This window comes from Thioalkalivibrio sp. ALJ15 (genome assembly GCF_000383695.1).
In the GTDB taxonomy this organism is placed as follows: domain Bacteria; phylum Pseudomonadota; class Gammaproteobacteria; order Ectothiorhodospirales; family Ectothiorhodospiraceae; genus Thioalkalivibrio.
This window is the reverse complement of the sequence record NZ_KB912059.1, coordinates 281,719-305,603: the sequence shown is the minus strand read 5'-3', so window position 1 is coordinate 305,603 and position 23,885 is coordinate 281,719. Positions and strand designations below refer to the sequence as shown.

Sequence of the window (23,885 nt, the reverse complement as noted above, 5' to 3'; positions counted from 1 at the left end):
TAGCGCATCATGAGCCACGCAGAACCGAAAAAGACCGAAAACCTCTCTGCCGGCGGCCGCGAGTGCCGTTACGTGCCGATTACCGATGACCCGCGCGCCCGGGACCTGCCCTACGCGCTGAAGATCCTGCTCGAGAACCTGATGCGCTTCGAGGACGAGCGCACGGTCAGGCGCGCCGATATCGAGGCCCTGCTTGACTGGGACCCGAAGGCCGAGCCCACGCAGGAGATCGCCTTCCGCCCGGCCCGCGTACTGCTGCAGGACTTCACCGGTGTGCCTGCGGTCGTGGACCTGGCGGCCATGCGCGACGCGATGGAGGCCCTCGGCGGCGACCCCAAGAAGATCACGCCGCTGCAGCCGGCCGAACTGGTAATCGACCACTCGGTGCAGGTCGACGAGTATGGCAATGCGAATGCGATGAACCTGAACGCAGAGCTGGAATACTCCCGCAACCGCGAGCGCTACAGCTTCCTGAAGTGGGGCCAGCAGGCGTTCGATACCTTCAAGGTCGTCCCACCGGACACCGGGATCGTGCACCAGGTCAACCTTGAACACCTTGCGCGCACCGTGTTCGTCGAGGACCGTGAAGACGGTTCCTGTCTGGCCTACCCGGACACCCTGGTCGGCACCGACTCGCACACCACGATGATCAACGGCCTGGGCGTCCTGGGCTGGGGCGTCGGCGGCATCGAGGCCGAGGCCGCGATGCTCGGTCAGCCGATCTCCATGCTGATCCCGCAGGTAGTGGGTTTCCGCCTGACCGGCCGGCTGGCCGAAGGGGCCACCGCCACCGACCTCGTGCTGGTGATCGTCGAGATGCTGCGCAAGAAGGGCGTGGTCGGGAAGTTCGTCGAGTTCTTCGGGGACGGGCTGGCCGATCTGCCGCTGGCGGACCGCGCCACCATCGCCAACATGGCACCGGAATACGGCGCGACCTGCGGCATCTTCCCGATCGACGACGAGACCCTCGAGTACCTGCGCCTGACCGGCCGCGAGGCGGGCCATATCGAGTTCATCGAGGCCTATGCCAGGGCCCAGGGACTGTGGCGCAATGACAACGCCCCGGTGGCGCGCTACACCGACATGCTGGAACTCGACCTTGCGACGGTCGAGCCCAGCCTGGCCGGGCCCAAGCGCCCGCAGGACCGCATCGCCCTGAGCCAGGCCGGAGCCGAGATCAGCCGCCACCTGGACACCATGCTCAAGGAGCGCGACAGCGGCGCGGACGAGCCGGAGGAGGCCGAGCGCTTCGCGGCCGAGGGTGGTCATACCGCAGTCGGCGTTGAGCATCAGGCCGAAGAGCCGCGCCATACGGCCATCGAGATGAACGGCGAGACCTTCACCCTCGACCACGGCGACATCGTGATCGCGGCCATTACCTCCTGCACCAACACGTCGAACCCGTCGGTCATGCTGGGCGCCGGCCTGGTCGCCCGCAAGGCCCGCGAACGCGGCCTGCAGGTCAAGCCCTGGGTGAAGACCTCCCTGGCGCCCGGCTCCCGGGTGGTGACCGACTATCTGCAAAAGGCCGGGGTGCTCGAAGATCTCGAGGCGCTGGGTTTCCACGTGGTCGGTTATGGCTGCACGACCTGTATCGGCAACTCCGGACCGCTGCCCGAGCCGATCAGCGAGGCCATCATCAAGGATGACCTGATCGTCAGCTCCGTGCTCTCCGGCAACCGCAACTTCGAGGGGCGGATCCATTCCGAGGTGCAGATGAATTTCCTCGCCTCGCCGCCCTTGGTGGTCGCCTATGCGCTGGCCGGGCGCAGCACCCTGGATCTGTACAACGACCCCATCGGAGAGGACGCACAGGGCAACCCCGTGTTCCTGAAGGATGTCTGGCCAACCACCGAAGAGGTCAACGAAGCTGTGCAGGCGCATGTCGATGCCCAGAGCTTCACCAAGGCCTACGGTGATCTCTACAGCGGCGAGGATCGCTGGCGCAACTTGGAGGCCCCCACTGGGGACCGGTTCGAGTGGCAGGACGACTCCACCTACGTGCGCAACCCGCCCTATTTCGACGGCATGGGCATGACGCCCGAGCCGTTGACCGACATCCAGGGTGCCCGTGTGCTGGCCCTGCTGGGTGATTCGGTGACCACCGACCACATCTCCCCCGCCGGCTCCATTGCCAAGGACAGCCCGGCCGGACGTTACCTGGAAGAACAGGGCGTGAAGCCCGCAGACTTCAACTCCTATGGCTCGCGGCGCGGCAACCACGAGGTCATGATGCGCGGCACCTTTGCCAACGTGCGCCTGCGCAACCTGCTGGCTCCCGGCACGCAGGGGGGCGTCACGGTCCACCTGCCGGATGGCGACCAGATGTCCATCTATGACGCGGCCATGCAGTACAAGGAGCAGGACACGCCCCTGATCGTGATCGCCGGGCAAGAGTACGGCACCGGCTCCTCGCGCGACTGGGCAGCCAAGGGCACACTGCTGCTGGGCGTGAAGGCCGTGATCGTGGAGAGCTTCGAGCGCATCCACCGCTCCAACCTGGTGGGCATGGGTGTGCTGCCGCTGCAGTTCCTGGCGGGCGACAACGCGGCCAGTCTGGGGCTGACCGGTCGGGAGACGTTCTCGATCACCGGCGTGAACAACGGCGAGGCACGCGAGGCCACCGTCACCGCCGTGGCCGATGACGGCGAGCGCACGACCTTCAACGTCCGTGTGCGGCTGGATACCCCGCAGGAGATCGACTACTACCGCCACGGGGGCATCCTGCCCTACGTGTTGCGCCAACTGGCGCAATGAGACTAAGGTCACAGCATGACGCGTCGGGTATCCATAGAGGACGTGAGGTCCGGCAATACACTGGCGACTGCGGTTTATGACCGCTCGGGCAGGCTGCTGATCCCCGCTGGCATGGTCCTCCAGGACAAGCAGATTCGAGTACTGCTGTCCTGGGGAATCACAGCGGTTGAAGTGCTCGACGAGGGTGCCGACGACGTCTCCATGTCGTCCCCGCACGAGCCTGATGAGCCCCCCGCCACCGAGCCCACCCCAGAGATAGAGGCCCGCGCCGACGAGATCCTGGCCGAGCGTTTTCAGCATTGCTCGATCGAGGATCACCCCATGTCTGGCATCTACCTTCTGGCGCGGAAAGCCCTGCTGGATGACCTGTGCCGCTACGCACCGAGAAGGCAGAGTGAACAGGCATGACCGTTGACGAGTTCCTCGCCACCGACGATGCCCTGTGCAGCTTCTCCGGAAGCTACAACACCATCTTCACGCGCCTGAGCGACCCGACGGCCAACGTCGCGGCCATCACCGAGGCTGTGGAACTGGACCCCACGATCGCGGCCAAGACGCTCAAGGTGGCGAACTCCTCGCTCTATGGCTTCCCGGAACCGATCGACACCCTGCACAGGGCCGTCTCCATCATCGGCCTGCAGCAGATGCGCCAGATCGTGATATCGACGGTCGTGATCGAACACTTTCGCGGCGTGCCGGTGATCGGCGTGGACATGGAGTCCTTCTGGCGGCACAGCCTGGCCGTCGGCGTGCTGAGCCGCTCGATCGCGCGATTCCGGCGCGAGGCCAACATCGAACGGCTTTATCTCTACGGGATCATGCATGACCTGGGACGTCTGCTGATGTTCCTGCATCTGTCCAGTCGCACCGAGGAGCTGATCAATATCCGCGAGCGCGAACGCATGCTGCTGTTCGAAGCGGAAACCGAATTTCTCGGCTTCGACCATGCCGCCATTGGGGCGGAATTGATGGAGCGCTGGGGCATGTCACCGGCACAGGTGGAGGCCACCCGTTTCCACCATGCGCCGGGTGACGCACAGGCGTTCCCGGTCGAGACCGCGATCGTCCATGTGGCGGACAGCATCGCCAACGCCTTGCGGCTGGGCTCGTCTGGCGAACGCTTCGTTCCGCCCGTGGAAGCAGAGATCTTCGACCGCATTGGTCTGGAGATGGAGACCTACGAGGCCGTGATCGGCGATGCCCGGAAACAGCTCGGACAGATGCAGGCGATCCTGCTGGACTGACGAGGGACGGATGAGCGCACGGATGCAGGTAAAGGACGACCCGGCATGAGCCCTTCGTACAAAACGCCTGAAGAGGTCAATGCGCTGCATGAGCGCATCCGTTTCCTCGAGGAAGCGCTGGAGGCGAACGCCTACGCGATGGACGTGCTCGCCTCGACTACCGCGATCTTTGGCGACACCGACCGCAATCGCAGCCCAGACCTGATCATCCAGAGCAGTCTGGAATCCATCCGGCGTCTGCTGCCGGCCCGCGACATGGCCGTCTACATCCTCGACGGCGAGTCTTCGTTTGATCTCGCCTATCAACAGCATCCTCAGGAGGATGAATACGGCCTCGCGGATGCCGTCGAGGACCTGATTCAGGAAGGCACTTTCTCCTGGGCGCTGCATCAGAATCATCCGGTCTGCCTGCCTTCACGCTTCGACGGCGAGAACGTGCTGCTCCATGTCATCTCGACCCGGACCCGCATTCGCGGCATGTTTGCCGCCCGCTTTCGCCAGAACGACCTCCAGCGCCACGAGATGACCCTCTCGACCCTGACGATGGTCCTGTTCAATACCGCCTATGCCCTCGAGAGCGCCGACCTGTTCCAGATGATGGACCGGCGCCAGAAGGCCTTGCAGCGGATTACCGAGCACCAGTCACGCGAACTGCTTCATCACCAGTCCCACGACTCGCTGACCAACCTCCCCAACCGGATGCTGTTCAGTGACCGTCTGTCCCAAGCCATTACCCGCCATCAGGGAACCGATCATCACATCGCGTTGATCCTGCTGGATCTGGACAACTTCAAGCGCCTGAACGACTCGCTCGGCCATCGCGCCGGCGACGAGCTGATCCGAAAGGTGGCACAGGATCTCGGAAAGCTGCTGGATCGCAGCCACGACCGATCGGGGCGTCCCTTGCGCGCGACCCTGTCGCGCCTGGGGGGCGACGAGTTCGGCATCCTGGTCGAGGATCTACAGGGTCTCGAGGGCTGTGTGCGACTGGTCACCGACGTCGTGCGCACGACCGCGGTCGAACGTACGATCTTTGATCGGCCCGTGGTGACCAGCGCCTCCTGCGGGATCGCCGTGTTTCCCTACGACGGGGAAGACTCTGATGTTCTGCTCAGCAACGCCGATGCGGCCATGTACGAGGCCAAGCAACGTGGCCGCAACGGCTTCCGCTTCTACACCCAGGACCTGAATTCCCGCACCTTTCGCCATTTCGAGCTGGAAAAGGAACTGGGGACCGCCATTGAGCAAGATCAACTGGTCCTGCACTACCAGCCAAAGGTCGACCTGCATACCGGCGATATCCTCGGCGCAGAGGCGCTGATCCGCTGGCAGCACCCGAAGCTTGGGCTGTTGCCCCCCAGCCACTTCATCGAGCTGGCGGAGGACATGACCCTGATCGAGGCCATTGGGGAGTGGGTGCTGCGCCAGGTCTGCCAGGACCTCAAGCGGCTGCCCTCGCAGGGCCGGGATCACGCCTTCCGTGTCGCCATTAACGTCTCCGCACGGCAGCTTCGCCATCCCGACCTTGCCGGAGACTTTCACGCCATCCTGCAGGCCGCGAATGTCGCGCCCGAGTGCATCGAGCTGGAACTGACCGAAACCACCATCATGGATGACCCGAAGGGTGCCGCCCGCATGTTCGAGCGCCTGCGCAAGATCGGTATGCGGCTGGCCGTGGACGATTTCGGTACCGGCCATGCCTCGCTGATTCAGCTGAAGAAGCTGCCAGCGGACACCCTCAAGATCGACCGTTCCTTCGTCCAGGACCTCGAACGCAGCGACGGCGACGCGCGGATTGTTCAGGCCATCATCCAGATGGCGCATACCCTGGGGCTGAACATCATCGCCGAAGGCGTCGAAACCGAACGCCAGGCCGAAATCCTGCGCGAATTCGGCTGCAACGAGGCACAGGGCTATTTCTTTGCGCACCCCATGCCCTTCAATGACTTCCACACCCTGCTGCAGGACCGGACCCGCCTCCCGTGGGCCGGATAAGCCTTACCCGCCGGCACCCTCCGGGCCCGTCAACTTCGCCGGATCCAGCAGTACCTGCAGCCGCTCGCGCGGGATATCCGTGTGCTCCGCCGCGACGTCCAGGATGGGCCGCCCGGTGGCATAGGCCTCCTTGGCGATGCGCGCCCCCGCCTCGTAGCCGATCTCGGCGTTCAGGGCCGTGACCAGGATCGGGTTGCGATCCAGCGCGGCCCGCAGGTTGTCCTCGTTCACGGTGAAGCCCGCGATCGCCCGATCCGACAGATGGGTAGAGGCCCGTGCCAGCAGACCGATCTGACTCAACAGATTGTCGGCAATCAGCGGGAGGCCGACGTTCAGCTGGAAATTGCCCGCGGCGCCGGCGGCGGTGATCGCCGCATCCAGGCCGATCACCTGTTGCGAGGCCATAATCACGGCCTCCGGGATTACCGGGTTCACTTTGCCCGGCATGATCGAGCTGCCTGGTTGCAGGGCCGGCAAGGCAATCTCGCCCAGCCCCGCCAGGGGGCCCGAGTTCATCCAGCGCAGATCGTTCGCGATCTTGGTGAGCCCGACGGCCACCGTGCGCAACTGCCCGGAAAGCTCCACCGCACTGTCCTGACTGGCCAGTGCCGCAAAACCGTTACCCTCGTGCACAAACGGCAGGCCGGTTCGCTCGGCCAGGCGCCCTGTTACACGCGCGCCGAAGGCCGGCGGTGCATTGATGCCGGTGCCCACTGCAGTCGCGCCAATGGCCAGACGCTGGGTGCGCACACGGGTGTGCTCCAGGCGATCCAGGTCCAGTTCCAGTTGGGTACGCCAGCCGGAGAGTTCCTGCCCCATCGTCACGGGCATCGCATCCATCAAGTGCGTACGCCCGGTCTTGACTAGCGCCCCCACATCGCGCTCGCGGCGGGCGATCGTGGCAATCAAGTGGCGCAGCGCAGGGACCAGTTCCTCCTCCAGCGCCAGCGCCGCAGATACATGCAACGCGGTCGGGATCACGTCGTTGGAGCTCTGCGAGCGATTGACATGATCGTTCGGATGGACCGGTTCCTCACTACCCGATGCGATCCGCGCGAGCACCTCGTTCATGTTCATGTTGGTGCTGGTGCCCGACCCCGTCTGATAGACGTCAACCGGGAAGGCGTCCGCATGCTCGCCCGCCGCGACCGCCTCGGCCGCCGCCACAATCGCGTTCGCCACGGCGTCCGGGAGCTGCCCCAGTTCCTGGTTGGCCTCCGCACAGGCCGCCTTGGTCAGCGCAAGGGCCCGAATGAACGCCTGCGGCATGGGCCGGCCGGCAATCTGAAAGTTGTCGATGGCGCGTTGGGTCTGGGCGCCCCACAGGGCATCCCTGGGGACTTCCACCGGTCCGAGGCTGTCCTGCTCCTGGCGGGTCGGGGACTTCGACATGCACTCCTCCAAATGATCGGGCGTAGCTTTGTATTATACTGCGCCGCGTCAATCGACCGTCCGCAGGGCGCATGCCCCACGCCCCCCTGACGGACCCCACCCATTCCGACTCGAGTGCATCATGTCCCTGAGCCCCCTGTCCGCGATCAGTCCCGTCGATGGCCGCTACGCCCGGCACACCCGCGACCTGGCCCCCTATTTTTCCGAACAGGGTCTGATGCAGGCCCGGGTACGGGTGGAGATTGCGTGGCTCAAGGCCCTGGCGGCGGAGCCCGCTATCCCCGAGGTCCCGCCGCTAACCGCAGAGGCGGAGGCGTTCCTGGACGAGATTGCCCTGGAATTTGACGAGGTCGCCGGCACCCGGGTGAAGGAGATTGAGGCCACGACCAATCACGACGTCAAGGCTATCGAGTACTACATCAAGGAGCAGATGCGCGACCGGACCGATCTGCAAAGCCAGATCGAGTTCGTGCACTTCGCCTGCACCTCCGAGGACATCAATAACCTCGCCTACGGGGTGATGGTCCGCGAGGCGCGCAATCACGTGATGCTGCCGGCGCTCGATGCCGTGCTGGAGCCGCTGCGCGAGCTCGCTCGGCGCTTCGCCGATCAGCCCCTGCTGGCCCGGACCCACGGTCAGCCGGCCTCGCCCACGACCATGGGCAAGGAACTGGCCAACGTGGTCCACCGTCTGGAGCGGCAGCGCGCCGCAATCGCCGCCAACGAATGCCTGGGCAAGATCAACGGTGCGGTGGGTAACTTCAATGCCCACTATGCGGCCTACCCGGAAGTGGATTGGCCATCGCTTTCGCGGCGCATGGTGGAGAGCCTCGGGCTAGCCCCCAACACCCACACCACCCAGATCGAACCGCACGACTTCCTGGCCGAGCTGTTTCACGCCTTCATGCGTCTGAACACGATCCTGCTGGATGCCTCGCGCGACATCTGGGGCTACATCTCGCTGGGTTACTTCAAGCAGAAGGTCGTGGCCGGCGAGGTCGGGTCCTCGACCATGCCGCACAAGGTCAACCCGATCGACTTCGAGAACGCGGAAGGCAACCTCGGGCTGGCCAATGCCGTGTTCGATCACCTGGCGAGCAAGCTCCCGGTCTCGCGCTTTCAGCGTGACCTGACCGACTCGACCGTGCTGCGCAACATCGGCATGGGCTTCGCCTGGTCGCTGATCGCCTACAAGGCCTTCCAACGCGGTCTGGGCAAGCTGGAGATCGAACCCGGCCGCCTGGACGAGGATCTCGACCAGAACTGGGAGGTGCTGGGCGAGGCTGTGCAGACGGTGATGCGCCGTTACGGGATCGATTCTCCCTACGAGAAGCTGAAGGCGCTGACCCGTGGCCAGCGCATTACGCCGCAGGCGCTGGCCGAATTCATCGACGGCCTGGAGATCCCGGACGAGGCGAAACAGAGCCTGCGCAAGCTGACCCCGGGCCGCTACACGGGGATCGCCAGCCAGCTGGCGCGCGACGAGTAACGCGTTGCCCGCCTACGACCCGAATCAGGCCCTGGAGCTGCTGGGCGGGCTCTCACCGGCGGAGTTTCTCCGGGACTACTGGCAACAAAAGCCTCTGCTGGTGCGCGGCGCAATCTCGGGCTTTTCCAACCCCATCGAGCCCGACGACCTGGCCGGACTCGCCTGTGATCCGGATGCCGGCGCCCGGCTCGTACTCGGCCACACTGACCACGGCGACTGGGAAGTCGAATACGGCCCGTTCGAAGAAGATCACTTCGCCTCCCTGCCCGATCGCGCCTGGACCCTGCTGGTCAGTGACGTCGAGCGCTTCTGGCCCGAGGGGCGGGACTTCCTGGCCCGGTTCGACTTTGTCCCGCGCTGGCGCCGCGACGATCTGATGATCTCCTACGCAGCACCCGAGGGATCGGTCGGGCCCCATGTCGATGCCTACGATGTCTTTCTCTTTCAGGCGGCCGGGCGTCGGCGCTGGCAGATCCAGTCGCCACCGGGACCGCTGGACTGCCACGACGACCTGCCGCTGGCGATCCTGCGCGAGTTCGAGCCAAGCGAGAGCTGGGATGTTGAACCCGGTGACCTGCTCTACCTGCCCCCCAACCTGCCCCACTACGGCCTCTCCCTGGATGATCAGTGCATGACCTGGTCGGTCGGCTTTCGTGCCCCGACCTACCTCGATCTGCTGACCGGGTTCCTGGAAGAACGGGCCAACCGGGTCGGCGAAGCGCCCCGATACAGCGATCCCCAGCGCCCGGTGTCCGCCTACGCGAGCGAACTGCCGTCACACGACCGCACCCGGCTGCGCGGCATCCTGCGCGAGATGCTCGCCGCCGACGACACGGAACTGGATGCCTTCCTCGGGCGCGTACTGAGCCGGCCTGCGGGGAACGTCGAACTGCATCCCGGAGATCCTCTCGCCGCAGCGAGGGCGTGCCGTATTCACCCGGGTATTCGGCGCCACTGGCTGAAGACGCCGACGGGGCCGGTCCTCTGCGCCGCCGGGCACAGCTACCCGGCCGACACCCTGTCGCCGGACCAACTGGAGCAGCTGTGCGCTACGGAGACCCTCGATCCGCGGCACTGGGAACACCAATGGCCGGAGATTCACGAAATGCTTCGCGACGGCCTGGAGGAAGGCTGGCTGGAGCCCGCTGAGGACTCCACGCAGACCTGAGGCCCGGACATTCAGGCACAGGCCCGCAGGCAGGGCTCCGCCGCACGCTCGATCAGCTCCGGTCCGGCATCCGGCCGATGTGCACCCTCGGTCAGGATGCGCCGCCACTGGCGCGCCCCCGGCTCGCCGTGAAACAGACCCAGCACATGCCGTGTCAGCCGTGCCAGCGGGACGCCCTCGGCGCGCATCTCGCGGGCCATGTCGATCAGACCCTGCAGCACGGCCTCGCGTGTCACCGTCCCGGGCTCGTCGAAATAAAACCGGTCGACCTCGGACAGCACCCACGGCTGGTGGTAGGCCAGTCGCCCGAACATCACCCCGTCCACCCGCTCGAGATAGCCGTGCGCCGCACGGACATTGTCCAGGCCGCCATTCAGCACGATGGTCAGTTCCGGAAACTCCGCCTTCAGACGGAACACGCGCTCGTAGTCCAGTGGCGGAACATCGCGGTTGTCCTTGGGGCTCAGGCCTTGCAGCCACGCCTTGCGGGCATGCACGATGAATTGCTGGCAGCCGCCCCGCGCCACAGTTTCGACAAACGTGCGCAGATCGGCCTCGGAATCCTGTTCGTCAATCCCGATACGATGCTTGACGGTCACCGGAACGTCGACCGCATCCTGCATCGCGCGCACCATTTCGGCCACCCGCTCCGGTTGCGCCATCAGGCAGGCGCCGAACGTGCCCGACTGCACGCGGTCGGAGGGGCAGCCGACGTTCAGGTTGATCTCGTCAAAGCCTCGCTCTGCCGCGATGCGGGCGGCCTGAGCGAGCGTGTCGGGATCCGATCCACCTAGCTGCAGCGCCAGCGGGTGTTCCGCCGCGACATGGCCCAGCAGCCGGTCGCGATCACCGTGAATCACCGCGTTGGCGTGTACCATCTCGGTGTACAACAGAGCGCGCCGGGTCAGCAGCCGATGGAAACGCCGGCACCAGGAGTCGGTCCAGTCCATCATCGGCGCCACCGAAAAACGCGGATCGGGAAACCGCAACGATTCAGTCACAGCGCCGCCCGCCCTGCGGGTGGTGCCCGGAATGCCAAGGGATAAATACGCATGTCGGAAAACGAAACGCCGGAAACCTTTCTGGACAGTGTCTCACACATGGTCGATCGCGCCATGCATTTCCTCGAGTTGCCCGAAGGTGCGATGGATGCAATCAAGGCCTGCGACTCGGTCATCCAGGTGAGCTTTCCGATCCGCTTTCGCGACCGCATCGAGGTCTTTACCGGCTGGCGTGCCGTGCACTCCTCCCACCGTCTCCCGGTCAAAGGGGGGCTGCGATTCTCCCCCACCATGGACCAGGGACATGCGGAGGCCCTGGCCGCCCTGATGACCTACAAGTGCGCGATCGTGGATATCCCGTTTGGGGGTTCCAAGGGCGGGCTGCGCATCGATCCGCGCAAGTATGACGAGTGGGAGATGGAGCGGATCACCCGCCGTTTCGCCCACGAACTGATCCAGCGCGACTACATCAGTCCCGCGCAGAACGTGCCGGCCCCGGACGTCGGGACCTCGCAGCGCGAGATGGCGTGGATCATGGAGACCTATCGCGAACGCCATCCGGAAGACGTCAACCACAGCGCCGCCGTGACCGGCAAGCCCGTCGACCTGGGCGGCATGCGGGGTCGTCTGGAGGCCACCGAGCGCGGCGTTCAGTACGCCCTGCAGGCCTTCTTCCGCGAGGGCAATGCCGCGCGCGAAGCCGGGCTGGAAGGCGGCCTGGGCGACCAGCGCATCATCGTTCAGGGCTTCGGCAATGTGGGCTATCACGCCGCCCATTTCCTGCAGAACGACGACCACGCCAAAATCGTCGGGGTGATCAAGAGTGATGGCGGGGTCTACTGCGAGGACGGGATCGATGTCGACGCCCTGAACGACTATGTACGCCGTTCCGGCACCATGGAAGGCTTCGCCGGCGTGGAATTCGAGCGCAATGGCAACCGGATCATGGAACGCGAATGCGACATCCTGATTCCGGCGGCACTCGAGGGCGCGATCCATCGCGAGAATGCGCCCAACATCCAGGCCCGACTGATCGCGGAGGCCGCGAACGGCCCGGTGACCTTCGAGGCCGACCAGATCCTGCAGGACCGCGGCATTACCATCCTGCCGGATGTCTTCGTCAATGCAGGCGGCGTCGTGGTCTCGTACTTCGAGTGGGTGCGCAACCTCGCCCACATGCGCTTCGGACGCCTCGAGCGGCGCTATGACCAGTCGCAGGGCCAGCATCTGGTCACCGCGATCGAGATGTCCACGGACCACAAGCTGCCGGACTGGATACGCGAATCCATCGTGCGCGGCGCAGAGGAGATCGACCTGGTCCGCTCCGGCCTCGATGACACCATGCGCGAGGCCTTCAGCGAGATGTACGAGACCCGCGAGGTGGAGAGCAATGGAGCGGTGCTGGATTACCGTACTGCGGCCTACCTGATTGCCCTGCGCAAGATCGTGCGGGCCCGCAGTGACCTGAGGCTGATCTGACGCACATCCGGGCGCCTGCGTAGACCGGCGGCCGGCTCAGCCCCGCTCCGCCTCCGAGGCAAGCAGTTCCTGCAGCCAGTGGCCGCCGCGGTCCGCCTTGGTACTGAGATAGCGCAAGTTGTGGGGGTTGAGCGTGCCGTGGACGGGCTCGCGGGCCACCACCTGGATGCCCCCGGCGCGCAGCGCCTCGATCTTCGCGGGGTTGTTGGTCAGCACACGCACCGTGTCGATGCCGAGAAATTCCAGCATCTCCACGGCCGCATCGTAGCGGCGTCCATCGGCCTCGAACCCCAGCTGGCAGTCGGAGTCAATCGTGTCCAGACCCGCCGTTTGCATGGTGTAGGCGCGCAGCTTGTTGGCCAGGCCGATGCCCCGCCCTTCCTGAGCCAGATACAGCAGCACCCCGCCACCACTCTCGTTGATCGTCTTCACACCGAGACGCAACTGATCGCCGCAGTCACAGCGCAGGCTGCCAAACAGATCGCCCGTCAGGCAGGCCGAATGCAGCCGTACCGGGACGGCCTCCGGCCATTCGTTCGGCTCGCCGATGACCACCGCCACGTGTTCCAGGATCCCGTTCCCCTCCCGGAACAGCATGAAGCGGGTCACCGGGGCATCGGCCAGGGGTACCGGGGCCTCGCTCACGTAGGCCAGTTCCAGGCGTGGGTGATGTGCGACCGCTCGTGCCTCGCGCTCGTCCACGTCCAGGAACATCCCGTCGGCCAGCGCCGAGTGGATGGCCTCGGGTACGGGTTCGGGCACGCGCGCCGATACGACGGCAGGCAGCAGACGACCGGCGCGGGCCAGCTCCAGCGCCGCGACTTCCGCGGGCTCGGCGGGCCGAACGTCCGCCTGGTCCAGCGCGTGGGTCGGGTGCTCGCCCTCGTTAGAGGCCTCAGGCGCACTGGCCAGGGTAAACAGTGCCTCGGGGTCCGTTCCGGGCGCAAACTCCAGCGCCACGCCTTCCCATCCCTCGGCCAGTGGTTGCGGCCAGCCCATTGCGGACGCGCGGTGGGGCGTTAGAATCAGACGGGGGCGGCCGCCGGTCATATGCGTCAGGCGATCCAGCAACACCGGGGTCAGACCTTCAACGGCAGCAACCAGTACGCTGGACTGCTCGCCGCTCAGCAAAACCGGATGGCCCCGGCGAAGGTCGAAAATCCCACGATCGGCGTTGTGCATCAGGTCCTTCCCAATGGAGTTTTTCTTATGACCAGCCCGCAGGACGCGAATTCCACTCTGTCCAGCCGCGACCCGTCACCCCTGTCGTCTCCCCCAAGCCTATCGCATGTGCCCCTAAAGGGTCGCGAAACCCGGGTTTTCCAGGCATGACCGCCTATCCGGTGACCGAGGAAGAGGCCTGGCGCTGGCTGCTGGCCCAGCGTGCCGATCCGGGCTGCTGCCCCCTGCCCGGCCCCCTTGCCCCGGCTGCGCACGACCTGCTGGAGCTCTACGGCCCGATCATCGAGGCGGAGAGCATCACCGTCGCGCAACTGGGCCAGAGCCTGGACGGCCGCATCGCCACTCAGAGCGGGCACTCCCAGTATGTAACCGGCCCCGAGGACATCGAGCACCTGCACCGCTTGCGTGCGTTGGTGGACGGCGTCGTAGTGGGTGCCGGCACCGTAGTCGCCGACGACCCGCGTCTCACCGTCCGCAAGGCCGAGGGCGTCCATCCGGTGCGGGTCATCCTCGACCCGGATGGACGAATCCGGTCCAGTGCCCGCGTCTTCCAGGACGGCGAGGTGAAAACGCTGGTCGTCCACGCCGAGGGCCACGGCCCCTGCGACATGCCCGGCCACGTCGAATGCATGGAGATGCCCGTCGATGCCGATGGCCGCTTTGCGCCGCCCGAGCTCCGCGACCGCCTGGCGGCCGAGCATGGGCTGCATCGACTGCTGGTCGAGGGCGGAGGCCGGACGGTGTCGCGCTTTCTCGCCAGTGACACTCTCGATCGCCTGCATCTGACGATCGCACCGATGCTGATCGGCTCCGGGCGCCAAGGCATCACCCTGCCCGAGATCGACACCCTCGATCAGGCCCTGCGCCCGCCCTGCCGCATCTTCCGGCTTGGTGGCGACACCCTCTACGACCTGGACCTGCGCAGCAAGCCCTGAGCACTTCGGGGCTGCTCGCTGCGATTATTAAAGGGTCTCAGGCGAGGTTGTCGCGGATCGCGCGGGAGACCGCGTCCAGCTCCGCCGGGACCTTGGTCGGCTGGACCACGCTCTGTGCGATGGCCGTGTCGGGATCCTTCAGGCCGTTACCCGTGAGGGTGCACACCACGGTGGAGCCCTCCCGAATCTTGCCCTCACGGATATCGCGCAGGGCGCCGGCCAGCGACGCCGCCGAGGCGGGCTCGCAGAACACGCCTTCCTTCTCGGCCAGGAGCTTCTGCGCGGCCAGGATCTCGTCGTCCTGGCACTCGTCGAACCAGCCGCTGGATTCCTCGCGCACCTTCCAGGCCATGTCCCAGGACTGTGGGTGCCCAATGCGGATCGCAGTGGCCACGGTGTCCGGGTCGTCGACCATTGCGCCGCGCATGAAGGGCGCGGAGCCGGCCGCCTGATAGCCGACCATGTGCGGGCGGTTACCCACCATGCCACCACCGGCGTACTTGCAGTGGCCCTTGCAATAGGAGCAGGCATCCGTCACGTCGTCGCTGCTCTTGGCGGCCATTTCGCTGTAGCCGATCCAGTGCGCGGTGATGTTGCCCGCATTGCCCACCGGCAGACAGTGATAATCCGGGGCGCGGCCCAGTTCCTCGACGATCTCGAAGGCCGCGGTCTTCTGGCCCTGCAGGCGATACGGATTGACCGAGTTCACCAGGGTCACCGGCGTGTTGGAGGCGACCTCCTTCACCAGGCGCATGCCATCGTCAAAGTTGCCCTCGATCTGGATCACGGTGGCGCCGTGCATCATCGCCTGGGCCAGCTTGCCCATCGCGATCTTTCCATCTGGGATGACGACGAATGCCGTGATCCCGGCGCGTGCCGCATAGGCGGCGGCCGCGGCGGAGGTGTTACCGGTGGAGGCGCAGACAATCGCGCGCGAGCCTTCTTCCACGGCCTTGGTGACCGCCATGGTCATGCCGCGGTCCTTGAACGAGCCGGTCGGGTTCAGGCCCTCGAACTTCACGTAAATCTCGACCTCGCGCGCCAGGTCCCGCGGGATATTGTTCAGGCGGATCAGCGGTGTATTGCCCTCGCCCAGCGAGATGATGCGCGTGTCGTCGTGCACCGGCAGGCGGTCACGGTAACGTTCGATCAGTCCGGTATAGCGATGTCCAAAGGCCATGGTGTTCTCTTTAGCGTGTTGCGCAGGAAACTCGGAGCCTAGCGGCCCAGCGCTTCCATGCGGATACGAGTAATCGGGGTTAGCAGGTGATCCAGCGCCTCGAGCGCGGCGATCGCCTCGTTCATCGCGCCCTCGCGGACCTTGTGCGTCAGCATGATGATCGTGGCCTCGCCGCGCTCCGGATCCGGCTCGCGTTGCAGGATCGCCTCGATACTGATGCCGTGCTCGCCCAGGATACGGGTGATGTCGGCCAGCACGCCCGGACGGTCCTGGGTACGCAGGCGCAGATAGAAGGACGTCTCCACCTCGGACAGATCCAGCACCGGCTTGTCCGACAGGGCATCCGGCTGGAAGGCGAGATGCGGGACCCGGTTCTCGGGGTCCGTGGTCAGGGCGCGCACGACGTCGACCAGATCGGCCACCACCGCCGAGGCGGTGGCCTCGGCACCGGCACCCGCGCCGTAGTACAGCGTCGGGCCCACCGCGTCGGCATTGACCAGCACCGCGTTCATCACGCCGTCGACGTTGGCGATCAGCCGGCGCTCCGGGATCAGGGTCGGGTGCACGCGCAGTTCGTAGCCCTTGTCGGTGCGCCGGGCAATCCCCAGATGCTTGATGCGGTAGCCCAGTTCGGCGGCGAAACCGACGTCCTCGCGGGTGATATTGCTGATGCCCTCGACCGCAACCCGGTCGAACTGCAGCGGGATACCGAAGGCGATGGACGCCAGGATCGCCAGCTTGTGGGCGGCATCGATGCCCTCCACGTCGAAGGTCGGGTCGGCCTCGGCATAACCGAGCGCCTGGGCTTCGGCGAGGACGTCGTCGAAGTCGCGGCCCTTGTCACGCATCTCCGTCAGGATGAAGTTGCCGGTCCCATTGATAATCCCGGCGAGCCACTCGATCTGGTTGCCGGCCAGGCCCTCGCGGATGGCCTTGATAATCGGGATACCCCCGGCCACCGCAGCCTCGAACGCGACCATCACGCCCTTCTCCTGGGCGCGCTGGAAGATGGTGTTGCCGTGCAGGGCGATCAGGGCCTTGTTCGCGGTGACCACATGCTTGCCGGCGTCGATTGCGGCCAGCACCAGGTTCAGCGCCGGGTCAGTGCCGCCCATCAGTTCGACAACGACCTCAACCTCCGGGTCATTGACGACCGCCGCCGGGTCCGTGGTCAGGCGGATCTGCGAGCAATCGCAGTCGCGCTCACGCTTGATATCACGCGCGGCGGCTGCGACCACCTGGATGCCACGGCCAGCCCGGCGCGCGATCTCGATTCCGTTACGGTCCAGCACATTGACGGTGCCACAGCCAACCGTGCCCAGCCCCAGGATTCCAATCTTTACCGGCGTCATAAAAGCCTTGTCTTGTCTGCGTGCGGGCGCTACCGCCCGAATGAGTGCTTGATTGCTATTCGCCCCGAGCCGGCTCGGTCGGCTCGGTCGGCTCGACGGTGGCATCCGCCAGGATCGAGTCAGCGCGGAACATGGCCTTGATCCCGCGCAGGGCCTGCCGCGTGCGCTGTTCGTTCTCGATCAGGCTGAAGCGCACGAAGTCGTCGCCGTAGTTGCCGAAACCAACGCCCGGCGAGACCGCGACCTTGGCGTCCCGCAACAGCTTCTTGGCGAACTCGAGCGACCCCATCTCGCGATAGGCATCCGGGATCGGCGCCCAAACGAACATGGTCGCCTTCGGCTTCTCCACATGCCAGCCCAGCTTGCCGAGCCCCTCGCACAGCACGTCGCGGCGAGAACGATAAAGCTCGCGAATCTCGTCGACGCAGTCCTGCGGACCCTCCAGCGCGGCGATCGCGGCGACCTGGATCGGCGTGAAGGTGCCGTAATCCAGATAGGACTTGATGCGCGCCAGTGCGGCTACCAACGTCGGGTTGCCGCACATGAAACCGACTCGCCAGCCCGGCATGTTGTAGGTCTTGGACAGGGTGTAAAACTCGACCGCGATATCCTTCGCACCCGGCACTTCCAGAATCGAAGGGGCCTTGTAGCCATCGAAGCTGATCTCGGCATAGGCAAGATCGTGCACGATCCAGATGCCATGCTCCTTGCAAATCGCCACGACCCGTTCGAAGAAGTCCCGGTCCACGCACTGCGTGGTCGGGTTGGCCGGGAAGTTCAGGATCAGCATCTTCGGCTTCGGCCAGGAATCCTGAATCGCCCGCTCCAGCTCGGCGAAGAAGTCGACGTCCGGCGTCAGCGGCACATGGCGTACGTCCGCCCCGGCAATCACGCAGCCATAAGGGTGGATCGGATAGGCGGGATTCGGAACCAGCACCGCGTCCCCGGGCCCCAGGGTGGCCAGCGCCAGATGCGCGAGACCTTCCTTGGACCCGATGGTCACGATCGCCTCGGTCTCCGGGTCCAGCTCCACATCGAATTCGCTCTTGTACCAGCGCGTAATCGCCCTGCGCAGCCGCGGAATGCCCTTGGACACCGAATAGCGATGCGTATCGCCGCGCTGCGCGGCCTCGCAGAGCTTGTCGACGATGTGACGCGGGGTCGGCTGGTCCGGATTGCCCATACCGAAGTCGATAATGTCCTCGCCGCGGGCACGCGCCTCGGCCTTCAACTGGTTCACGATGTTGAAGACGTAGGGCGGGAGGCGCTCGATACGGGGAAAGACGTCGGTCACAGGTCAGGTCCTGGTTGGGCCAAGCGAGCCGGCAGCAGGTCGGGGAGACGCCGCGGAATCCCCTTGAATACCGCACCGGAAAGCGCGCCAAAGTATAACCCGGGCCCGCCTCTGTCAACGAATCGGGCACCAAACTGGCCCGGCTACAAATGCCTGATCTTGAGCCTGCCTCGCGCGCGGAGTAGCGTGTAGCGCATGCTGTTCTCCGAAGTCACCAGCGAAGAGACCTACATCGTGACCGGCTACGAGTCGGGTGCGGTGGGGATCAACCAGGTGGGGTACACCCGCAGCCTGATCGTGCGCCCGAATGCGCTGCAGCAAGACTGGCCGGTCGATTCCGTCGACGCGCTGGCGGTCGAACACCTGCAACCCGTGATCGATCATCCCCCGGAGGTGCTGCTGATCGGTACCGGCGAGGTGCAACGCTTTCCGGATCGGGCCGTATGGCGGCATTTGCGCCGCGAAGGATTCGGCGTGGAGATCATGGATACCGCTGCCGCCTGCCGGACCTACAATCTGATCATGGCCGAGGGTCGCGAGGTGGCGGCCGCCCTGATCATCGACGGCGGCGACTGAGCTAAGCCTTACGGCACCTCGCCGTCAGGAGTTGGGCAGTACCTCGTCGCCCTTCATACCGCGTGACTCAAGCAAACGCCGCAAGCGCTTCAGGGCATCCATCTGAATCTGGCGCACCCGTTCGCGTGTCACGCCGATCTCGGCCCCCACCTGCTCCAGGGTCGAACGCTCGAATCCATGCAACCCGAAGCGTCGCACAAGCACCTCGCGCTGCTTGTAATCCAGTTCACCCAGCCACTCGTCCACCAGGTGCTGAATGTCCTGATCCTCCAGCAGCGACGACGGCTCCTGCGCATTCACGTCCGCCAGGATATCCGTAAGCGAACGTTCGCCGTCCGGCCCGGGCGGCAGGTCCATGGAGGTTGACGGCTCCGACATCGCCCGGAGTTTCTGGATCTCGGCCACGGGCTTGCCCAGGCGCTGGGCCAGCTCTTCCTCGGTGGGGTCACGGCCCAGTTCCTGCGTCAGGTTGCGGGCGATCCGCGCGTGCATCCGCAGCTCCTTGCTGACATGCACCGGGATGCGAATCGTGCGCCCCTGGTTCATCAGGGCGCGCTCGATCGTCTGCCGGATCCACCACGTCGCGTAGGTCGAGAACCGAAAACCGCGTTCGGGGTCGAATTTCTCCACCGCGTGCATCAGGCCCAGATTGCCCTCCTCGATCAGATCCAGGAGCGGCAGACCGCGATTCAGGTAGCGCCGCGCGATCTTCACCACCAGCCGAAGGTTGCACTCGATCATGCGGCGCCGCCCGGATTCGTCGCCATCACGGGCCAGGCGCGCGTACTTGCGCTCTTCTTCGGGGGTCAGCAGGGGCCGGTATTCAATGTCACGCAGGTAAATCTGGATGGCGTCGAGCTCGGCCGGCCGGGCATCGCGCAGTGTTCGGGGGCGTACTGGAACATCCTGTTCCGGGGAGAGTTCCTTCTCGTCTTCCGGGGGCGGGACCTCGACCTCTTCGGGACTCTCTCCAGTCGCCAGAGGATCGCCGTTCGCGCCGAGGTGTTCGGCAGGATTCTCCTCACCCGACTGACCGGTTCCGTCATCCATCAGGTGTTCTTCGTCCAGTGCGGAATCGACCGGCTTCCGGGATTTAGCCATGGATGCCCTGTACTCCCTTTTCTATCTAGCGATCCGGCAGATATCGGGTCGGATCCACGGGTGTTCCGTCTACCCGTATCTCGAAGTGCAGCATTGGGCGCTCCGCACCCGATGAACCCAGACGCGCTATCGTCTCGCCGGCCTCGACCTGATCCCCTTCGGAGACCAGGAGCTCGTCGTTGTGGCCATAGGCGCTCAGAAAGCGCGCGTCGTGTTTCAAGATGATCAGTCGACCATACCCCACGAGGCCGCCACCTGCATAGACCACCTCTCCGGACCGCGTCGCCCGCACCTCGTCGCCGCGTTCTCCGCCAATCGCGAGCCCTCGCCGCGTTCCGCTGCTGGAGAAACCACGAAGGACGTCGCCATCCGCCGGCCAACGCCACCCACCCGGGTCATCCGGCGGTGGATCCGAGCGCGCGGCTTCCCGCGATGCACCACTATCACCGTCACTGCTGCTCGCGGTTGAGGATTCCTGCCGCTGCTGGCGTGGGGCCTGCGGCGGCGACGAGCGCGCAGCCCCGCGCAGACGCAGTTCCTGCCCGGGGTATATGATGTACGGCGCGCTAATCGCGTTGCGCTGGGCGACTTCACGCCAGTCCAGACCGTAGCGGTGGGCAATGCGGTAAAGGGTTTCTTCGCGCTGAACCGTATGGGTCGCAGGCACCGGGCCACTGGCACGCGACGTGTCGCTGCTGCCGCTGGGGGCACGTGTCGCGCAACCGCTGACCAAAGCGACAACCAGGCCCGCGATGGCCACCAGCATGAGCGTTTGCAAGAATCGCCGACTCAAGGCGTCATTCCATCAACAGCACGATCACCATCGCGCCCAGCAGCACGACCACACCTGCCCAGCCAATACGTTCCATATAGGGCCGCAGGTGCTGCTCGGCTCGAGGCCCCGCCCAGGCCATCACGAGTGCGACCAGGAAGAACCGCAGCCCCCTCCCGATCAGCGATGCAATCACGAATGGGATCAGGGCCATCGACAGGGCCCCGGCGGTCACCGTGAACAGCTTGTACGGGATGGGCGAGAACCCGGCGATCAGCACCACCCACACGCCCCAGACGGCAAACCAGGCCTCGGCCTGCGCGATCTCGCCGCCGTATCCCCAGCGTTCCAGCCATGGTCCAATCCATTCGAACGCGGCCCACCCGATCAGATACCCCAGCAAGCCGCCCAGTACGGAGAAGATCGTCGTCAGGGCGGCGAGGCGCCAGGCCGCCCGTGGTCGGGCGGCCGCCATCGGCGCCAGCATGACATCCGGCGGCACTGGAAAAAAGGAGGATTCGGCAAACGACAGTGTCGCCAGGTAGCGCGGGGCATGACGGTGGCGGGACCACTGCATGACCCGATCGTACAACGGCTCAAACAGCTTCATGCCGATCCCCGGTGGCTGCAGACATCACGCCTCGGCACCCGCGCACCTCACTGCTCGGCCCCGGGTAACATAGGAACGAACATGACCGCATCGAGGATATCGCGCACATAGGCCTCTTCGGTCCGCGTATAGCGCACCAGTTGCTGGCGCCCGTCCGGTCCCTCCACAGGGGCTACCAGACGGCCGTTGAGGGCCAGCTGTGTCAGCAGGGTCTCCGGAACGTTGTGCGGTGCGGCGGTCAGGATGATGCCGTCGAACGGCGCGCGCTCGGGCCAGCCTTCCGCCCCATCGCCGTGCCGCAGGTTCACGTTGTTGATCCCCAGGCGGCTTAACAGCTCCCGCGCGTTGCGGCTGAGCGCCTGGATGCGTTCGACGGAGTAGACGCGGTCCACGAGTTTGGCGAGAACGGCCGCCTGATAGCCGGACCCGGTGCCAATCTCCAGCACCGTGCTCACAGGACCGCCCTCCAGCAGGGCCTCGGTCATGCGCGCGACAATAAACGGTTGCGAGATCGTCTGACGATGCCCGATAGGCAGCGCGATGTTCTCGTAAGCCCGATGGCTCAGCGCCTCCTCGACAAACAAGTGGCGAGGGACATCGCGAACGGCCTCGAGCACCCGGCGGTCATGGATACCCTGACCTTCCAGCAAGCGGATCAGTCGTTCTCTTGCTCGGCCCGACGTCAAACCGGCCCCGCGCGCATCAGGAACCATGATGGCTCCCGGGCGTTGCATCCTCCAGCCAGCGGCCCACCGTATCGATGGCGTCGTAACGCGTTAAGTCCACCTGAATAGGAGTCACCGACACATAGCCCTCTCGCACCGCATGAAAATCCGTACCCGGCCCGGCGTCCTGTTCCGACCCCGCCGGGCCCACCCAGTAGATCGGTCGCCCACGCGGATCGGCGTCCGCGATCATCGGCTCGGCCCGGTGCCGGTTACCCAGGCGTGTCGCCTGTACACCGCGGATCTCGTCACGCGGCAGATCGGGGACATTGACGTTCAGGATCGTCGCGGCCGGCAGGGGAACGCGATGAATCCGGTCCAGCAGATCCAGCACGATACGGCCGGCCGCGTCATAGTTCGTGAGGTCCGTGCCGACGAGCGAGACCGCAATAGCCGGCAAACCCAGGAAACGCCCTTCCATCGCTGCGGCGACGGTGCCGGAATACAGCACATCGTCACCCATATTGGCACCGGAGTTGATCCCGGAGATCACGACATCCGGCTCCCACTCGCCCAGCAGGCCGGTCAATGCGAGATGCACACAGTCCGTCGGCGTCCCGTCCACCTGAATCCCGTCATGCCCCACTTCCCGTGCTCGCACCGGACGCACCAGCGTCAGGCTGTTGGACGCACCGCTGCGGTCACGATCCGGCGCCACAACCCGCACCTCCGCGACTTCACGCAGACATTTGGCCAGGCACTGGATGCCGGGCGCATGGATACCATCGTCGTTGCTTACCAGAATGCGCATTCGGATTGGGGTCGCTGGGAAGTGGCCTAATATACTGGATTCGGAACACCGAGCGCGGTCACGAACCTCACCGTCTGCCTGAGGTTCTTCTCCGTCCACGCCACGGAAAACGCGAGTATCCTGCCATGAACTCCGGTGATGATCCCAACGATATGCCCGATGACGCGGACGAATTCCTGCGTGCGATTGGCGATGTGCGACGCCTGCACCATGACCAGGCCGACACCGGCAAGCCGCGCCCCCCTGCCCGCGCCCATCAACGTGACCGCGACGAGGCGGCCGCCCATTCCGACTGGCTCAGCGATCCGATCGGCGCCTCCGAGCTCCAGCCGGGTGACGAGCTGCGCTATGCCCGCGACGGCATCAGCCACCGCATTTTTCGTAAACTTCGCAGTGGCCACTACCGCGTGGAAGATGAACTCGACATGCACGGCATGTTCGCGGACGAGGCGCGACAGGCGATCGGGCAGTTTCTCGATCAAGCCCGCGCGCATGGGCGCCTCTGCGTCCGTGTGGTGCATGGCAAGGGCATGCGCTCGCGGCAAAAAGGACCCGTCCTGAAGGGGCTCACGGATCACTGGCTGCGCCAGCGCCACGACGTGCTGGCGTTCTGCTCCGCGCCGCCCGCCGATGGTGGTACGGGCGCCGTGTATGTCCTCCTGAAGCGGCCGAAAGCGCAGCGCTAGCACGCGCATTACCACGCCCACCAGCTATACTTAAGTCACATATTCCCATTCGCTGATTCTTGGGCTTAGACTGATTCCAGGCTGGGGATTCAGCGCGGGACTGGTTCACGTTTTTCCTACGCCAGTCCTTGCAATCTTCGGTAATCCGTACCATGCTCTGTACAAGTCTTGTACAGTTCTACGGGACGCAACGGAC

The 23,885-nt window shown here is 65.3% G+C and carries 21 protein-coding genes; 10 read left to right on the top strand and 11 right to left on the bottom strand.

What is annotated here, in order from left to right:
* Positions 1 to 9: 9 nt before the first annotated feature.
* Genes acnA through G015_RS0110635 form a run of 4 tightly spaced genes read left to right on the top strand, consistent with a single transcriptional unit; the run spans position 10 to position 5,996 of the window.
* Positions 10 to 2,757, top strand: coding sequence for an aconitate hydratase AcnA (acnA, locus tag G015_RS0110650; RefSeq protein WP_018139412.1), 2,748 nt, complete (start codon positions 10 to 12; stop codon positions 2,755 to 2,757).
* Between the two features lie 15 nt (positions 2,758 to 2,772).
* A complete protein-coding gene (locus G015_RS0110645; protein ID WP_018139411.1) occupies positions 2,773 to 3,165 on the top strand; it encodes a hypothetical protein in 393 nt (130 codons plus the stop codon).
* Entirely contained in the window at positions 3,162 to 4,001 is an 840-nt protein-coding gene (locus G015_RS0110640) for an HDOD domain-containing protein (RefSeq protein ID WP_018174360.1), read from the top strand. Before G015_RS0110645 ends, G015_RS0110640 begins: the two co-directional genes overlap by 4 nt.
* A gap of 45 nt (positions 4,002 to 4,046) precedes the next feature.
* Complete coding sequence (locus G015_RS0110635) at positions 4,047 to 5,996, top strand: bifunctional diguanylate cyclase/phosphodiesterase (RefSeq protein WP_020146680.1); 1,950 nt, start codon at positions 4,047 to 4,049, stop codon at positions 5,994 to 5,996.
* A 3-nt stretch (positions 5,997 to 5,999) separates the two neighbouring features.
* Here G015_RS0110635 and G015_RS0110630 read toward each other — a convergent pair whose 3' ends face one another.
* Positions 6,000 to 7,388, bottom strand: coding sequence for a lyase family protein (locus G015_RS0110630; RefSeq protein ID WP_020146679.1), 1,389 nt, complete (start codon positions 7,386 to 7,388; stop codon positions 6,000 to 6,002).
* Between the two features lie 121 nt (positions 7,389 to 7,509).
* Here G015_RS0110630 and purB point away from each other — a divergent pair, with 121 nt between their 5' ends.
* Both purB and G015_RS0110620 read left to right on the top strand, forming a co-directional pair.
* A complete protein-coding gene (purB, locus tag G015_RS0110625; RefSeq protein ID WP_018139407.1) occupies positions 7,510 to 8,877 on the top strand; it encodes an adenylosuccinate lyase in 1,368 nt (455 codons plus the stop codon).
* A gap of 4 nt (positions 8,878 to 8,881) precedes the next feature.
* Positions 8,882 to 10,045: a cupin domain-containing protein gene (locus G015_RS0110620; RefSeq protein ID WP_019592508.1), complete on the top strand. Its 1,164-nt coding sequence runs from the start codon at positions 8,882 to 8,884 to the stop codon at positions 10,043 to 10,045.
* An 11-nt stretch (positions 10,046 to 10,056) separates the two neighbouring features.
* On the opposite strand, the gene dusA is transcribed toward G015_RS0110620, so the two are convergent.
* A complete protein-coding gene (gene dusA, locus G015_RS0110615) occupies positions 10,057 to 11,034 on the bottom strand; it encodes a tRNA dihydrouridine(20/20a) synthase DusA (protein WP_156000533.1) in 978 nt (325 codons plus the stop codon).
* Between the two features lie 63 nt (positions 11,035 to 11,097).
* Between dusA and G015_RS0110610 the strand changes: the two genes are divergently transcribed.
* Positions 11,098 to 12,525 (top strand): Glu/Leu/Phe/Val dehydrogenase, encoded by a 1,428-nt coding sequence (locus tag G015_RS0110610; protein WP_020146678.1) that lies wholly within the window; start codon positions 11,098 to 11,100, stop codon positions 12,523 to 12,525.
* 36 nt (positions 12,526 to 12,561) lie between these two features.
* Here G015_RS0110610 and ribA read toward each other — a convergent pair whose 3' ends face one another.
* A complete protein-coding gene (gene ribA, locus G015_RS0110605; RefSeq protein ID WP_018139403.1) occupies positions 12,562 to 13,707 on the bottom strand; it encodes a GTP cyclohydrolase II RibA in 1,146 nt (381 codons plus the stop codon).
* A 146-nt stretch (positions 13,708 to 13,853) separates the two neighbouring features.
* Here ribA and G015_RS0110600 point away from each other — a divergent pair, with 146 nt between their 5' ends.
* On the top strand, positions 13,854 to 14,642 hold the full coding sequence (locus G015_RS0110600; RefSeq protein WP_018139402.1) for a RibD family protein: 789 nt from the start codon (positions 13,854 to 13,856) through the stop codon (positions 14,640 to 14,642).
* 37 nt (positions 14,643 to 14,679) lie between these two features.
* Here the strand turns inward: G015_RS0110600 and thrC are convergent, their stop codons facing one another.
* The 3 genes from thrC to alaC are packed head-to-tail and all read right to left on the bottom strand — an operon-like array spanning position 14,680 to position 18,468.
* Complete coding sequence (thrC, locus tag G015_RS0110595; RefSeq protein ID WP_012982677.1) at positions 14,680 to 15,822, bottom strand: threonine synthase; 1,143 nt, start codon at positions 15,820 to 15,822, stop codon at positions 14,680 to 14,682.
* Positions 15,823 to 15,860: 38 nt separating this feature from the next.
* On the bottom strand, positions 15,861 to 17,174 hold the full coding sequence (locus G015_RS0110590) for a homoserine dehydrogenase (RefSeq protein ID WP_018139401.1): 1,314 nt from the start codon (positions 17,172 to 17,174) through the stop codon (positions 15,861 to 15,863).
* 55 nt (positions 17,175 to 17,229) lie between these two features.
* A complete protein-coding gene (gene alaC, locus G015_RS0110585; protein WP_018993893.1) occupies positions 17,230 to 18,468 on the bottom strand; it encodes an alanine transaminase in 1,239 nt (412 codons plus the stop codon).
* 195 nt (positions 18,469 to 18,663) lie between these two features.
* Here alaC and G015_RS0110580 point away from each other — a divergent pair, with 195 nt between their 5' ends.
* On the top strand, positions 18,664 to 19,044 hold the full coding sequence (locus G015_RS0110580; protein WP_018139399.1) for an Mth938-like domain-containing protein: 381 nt from the start codon (positions 18,664 to 18,666) through the stop codon (positions 19,042 to 19,044).
* 24 nt (positions 19,045 to 19,068) lie between these two features.
* On the opposite strand, the gene rpoS is transcribed toward G015_RS0110580, so the two are convergent.
* The 5 genes from rpoS to surE are packed head-to-tail and all read right to left on the bottom strand — an operon-like array spanning position 19,069 to position 23,003.
* Positions 19,069 to 20,145 (bottom strand): RNA polymerase sigma factor RpoS, encoded by a 1,077-nt coding sequence (gene rpoS / locus G015_RS0110575; RefSeq protein ID WP_018139398.1) that lies wholly within the window; start codon positions 20,143 to 20,145, stop codon positions 19,069 to 19,071.
* Between the two features lie 25 nt (positions 20,146 to 20,170).
* Positions 20,171 to 20,911 (bottom strand): peptidoglycan DD-metalloendopeptidase family protein, encoded by a 741-nt coding sequence (locus G015_RS0110570; protein ID WP_018139397.1) that lies wholly within the window; start codon positions 20,909 to 20,911, stop codon positions 20,171 to 20,173.
* Between the two features lie 31 nt (positions 20,912 to 20,942).
* Positions 20,943 to 21,527: a YqaA family protein gene (locus G015_RS0110565; protein ID WP_018139396.1), complete on the bottom strand. Its 585-nt coding sequence runs from the start codon at positions 21,525 to 21,527 to the stop codon at positions 20,943 to 20,945.
* 47 nt (positions 21,528 to 21,574) lie between these two features.
* On the bottom strand, positions 21,575 to 22,240 hold the full coding sequence (locus G015_RS0110560) for a protein-L-isoaspartate(D-aspartate) O-methyltransferase (protein WP_026182228.1): 666 nt from the start codon (positions 22,238 to 22,240) through the stop codon (positions 21,575 to 21,577).
* On the bottom strand, positions 22,230 to 23,003 hold the full coding sequence (gene surE / locus G015_RS0110555) for a 5'/3'-nucleotidase SurE (protein ID WP_018139394.1): 774 nt from the start codon (positions 23,001 to 23,003) through the stop codon (positions 22,230 to 22,232). Before surE ends, G015_RS0110560 begins: the two co-directional genes overlap by 11 nt.
* A 125-nt stretch (positions 23,004 to 23,128) precedes the next feature.
* On the opposite strand from surE, the gene G015_RS0110550 reads away from it, so the two are divergent.
* The gene (locus G015_RS0110550; RefSeq protein ID WP_018139393.1) at positions 23,129 to 23,689 is read left to right on the top strand and encodes a Smr/MutS family protein; all 561 of its coding nucleotides are present in this window, start codon (positions 23,129 to 23,131) and stop codon (positions 23,687 to 23,689) included.
* The last annotated feature ends 196 nt before the right edge of the window (positions 23,690 to 23,885 follow it).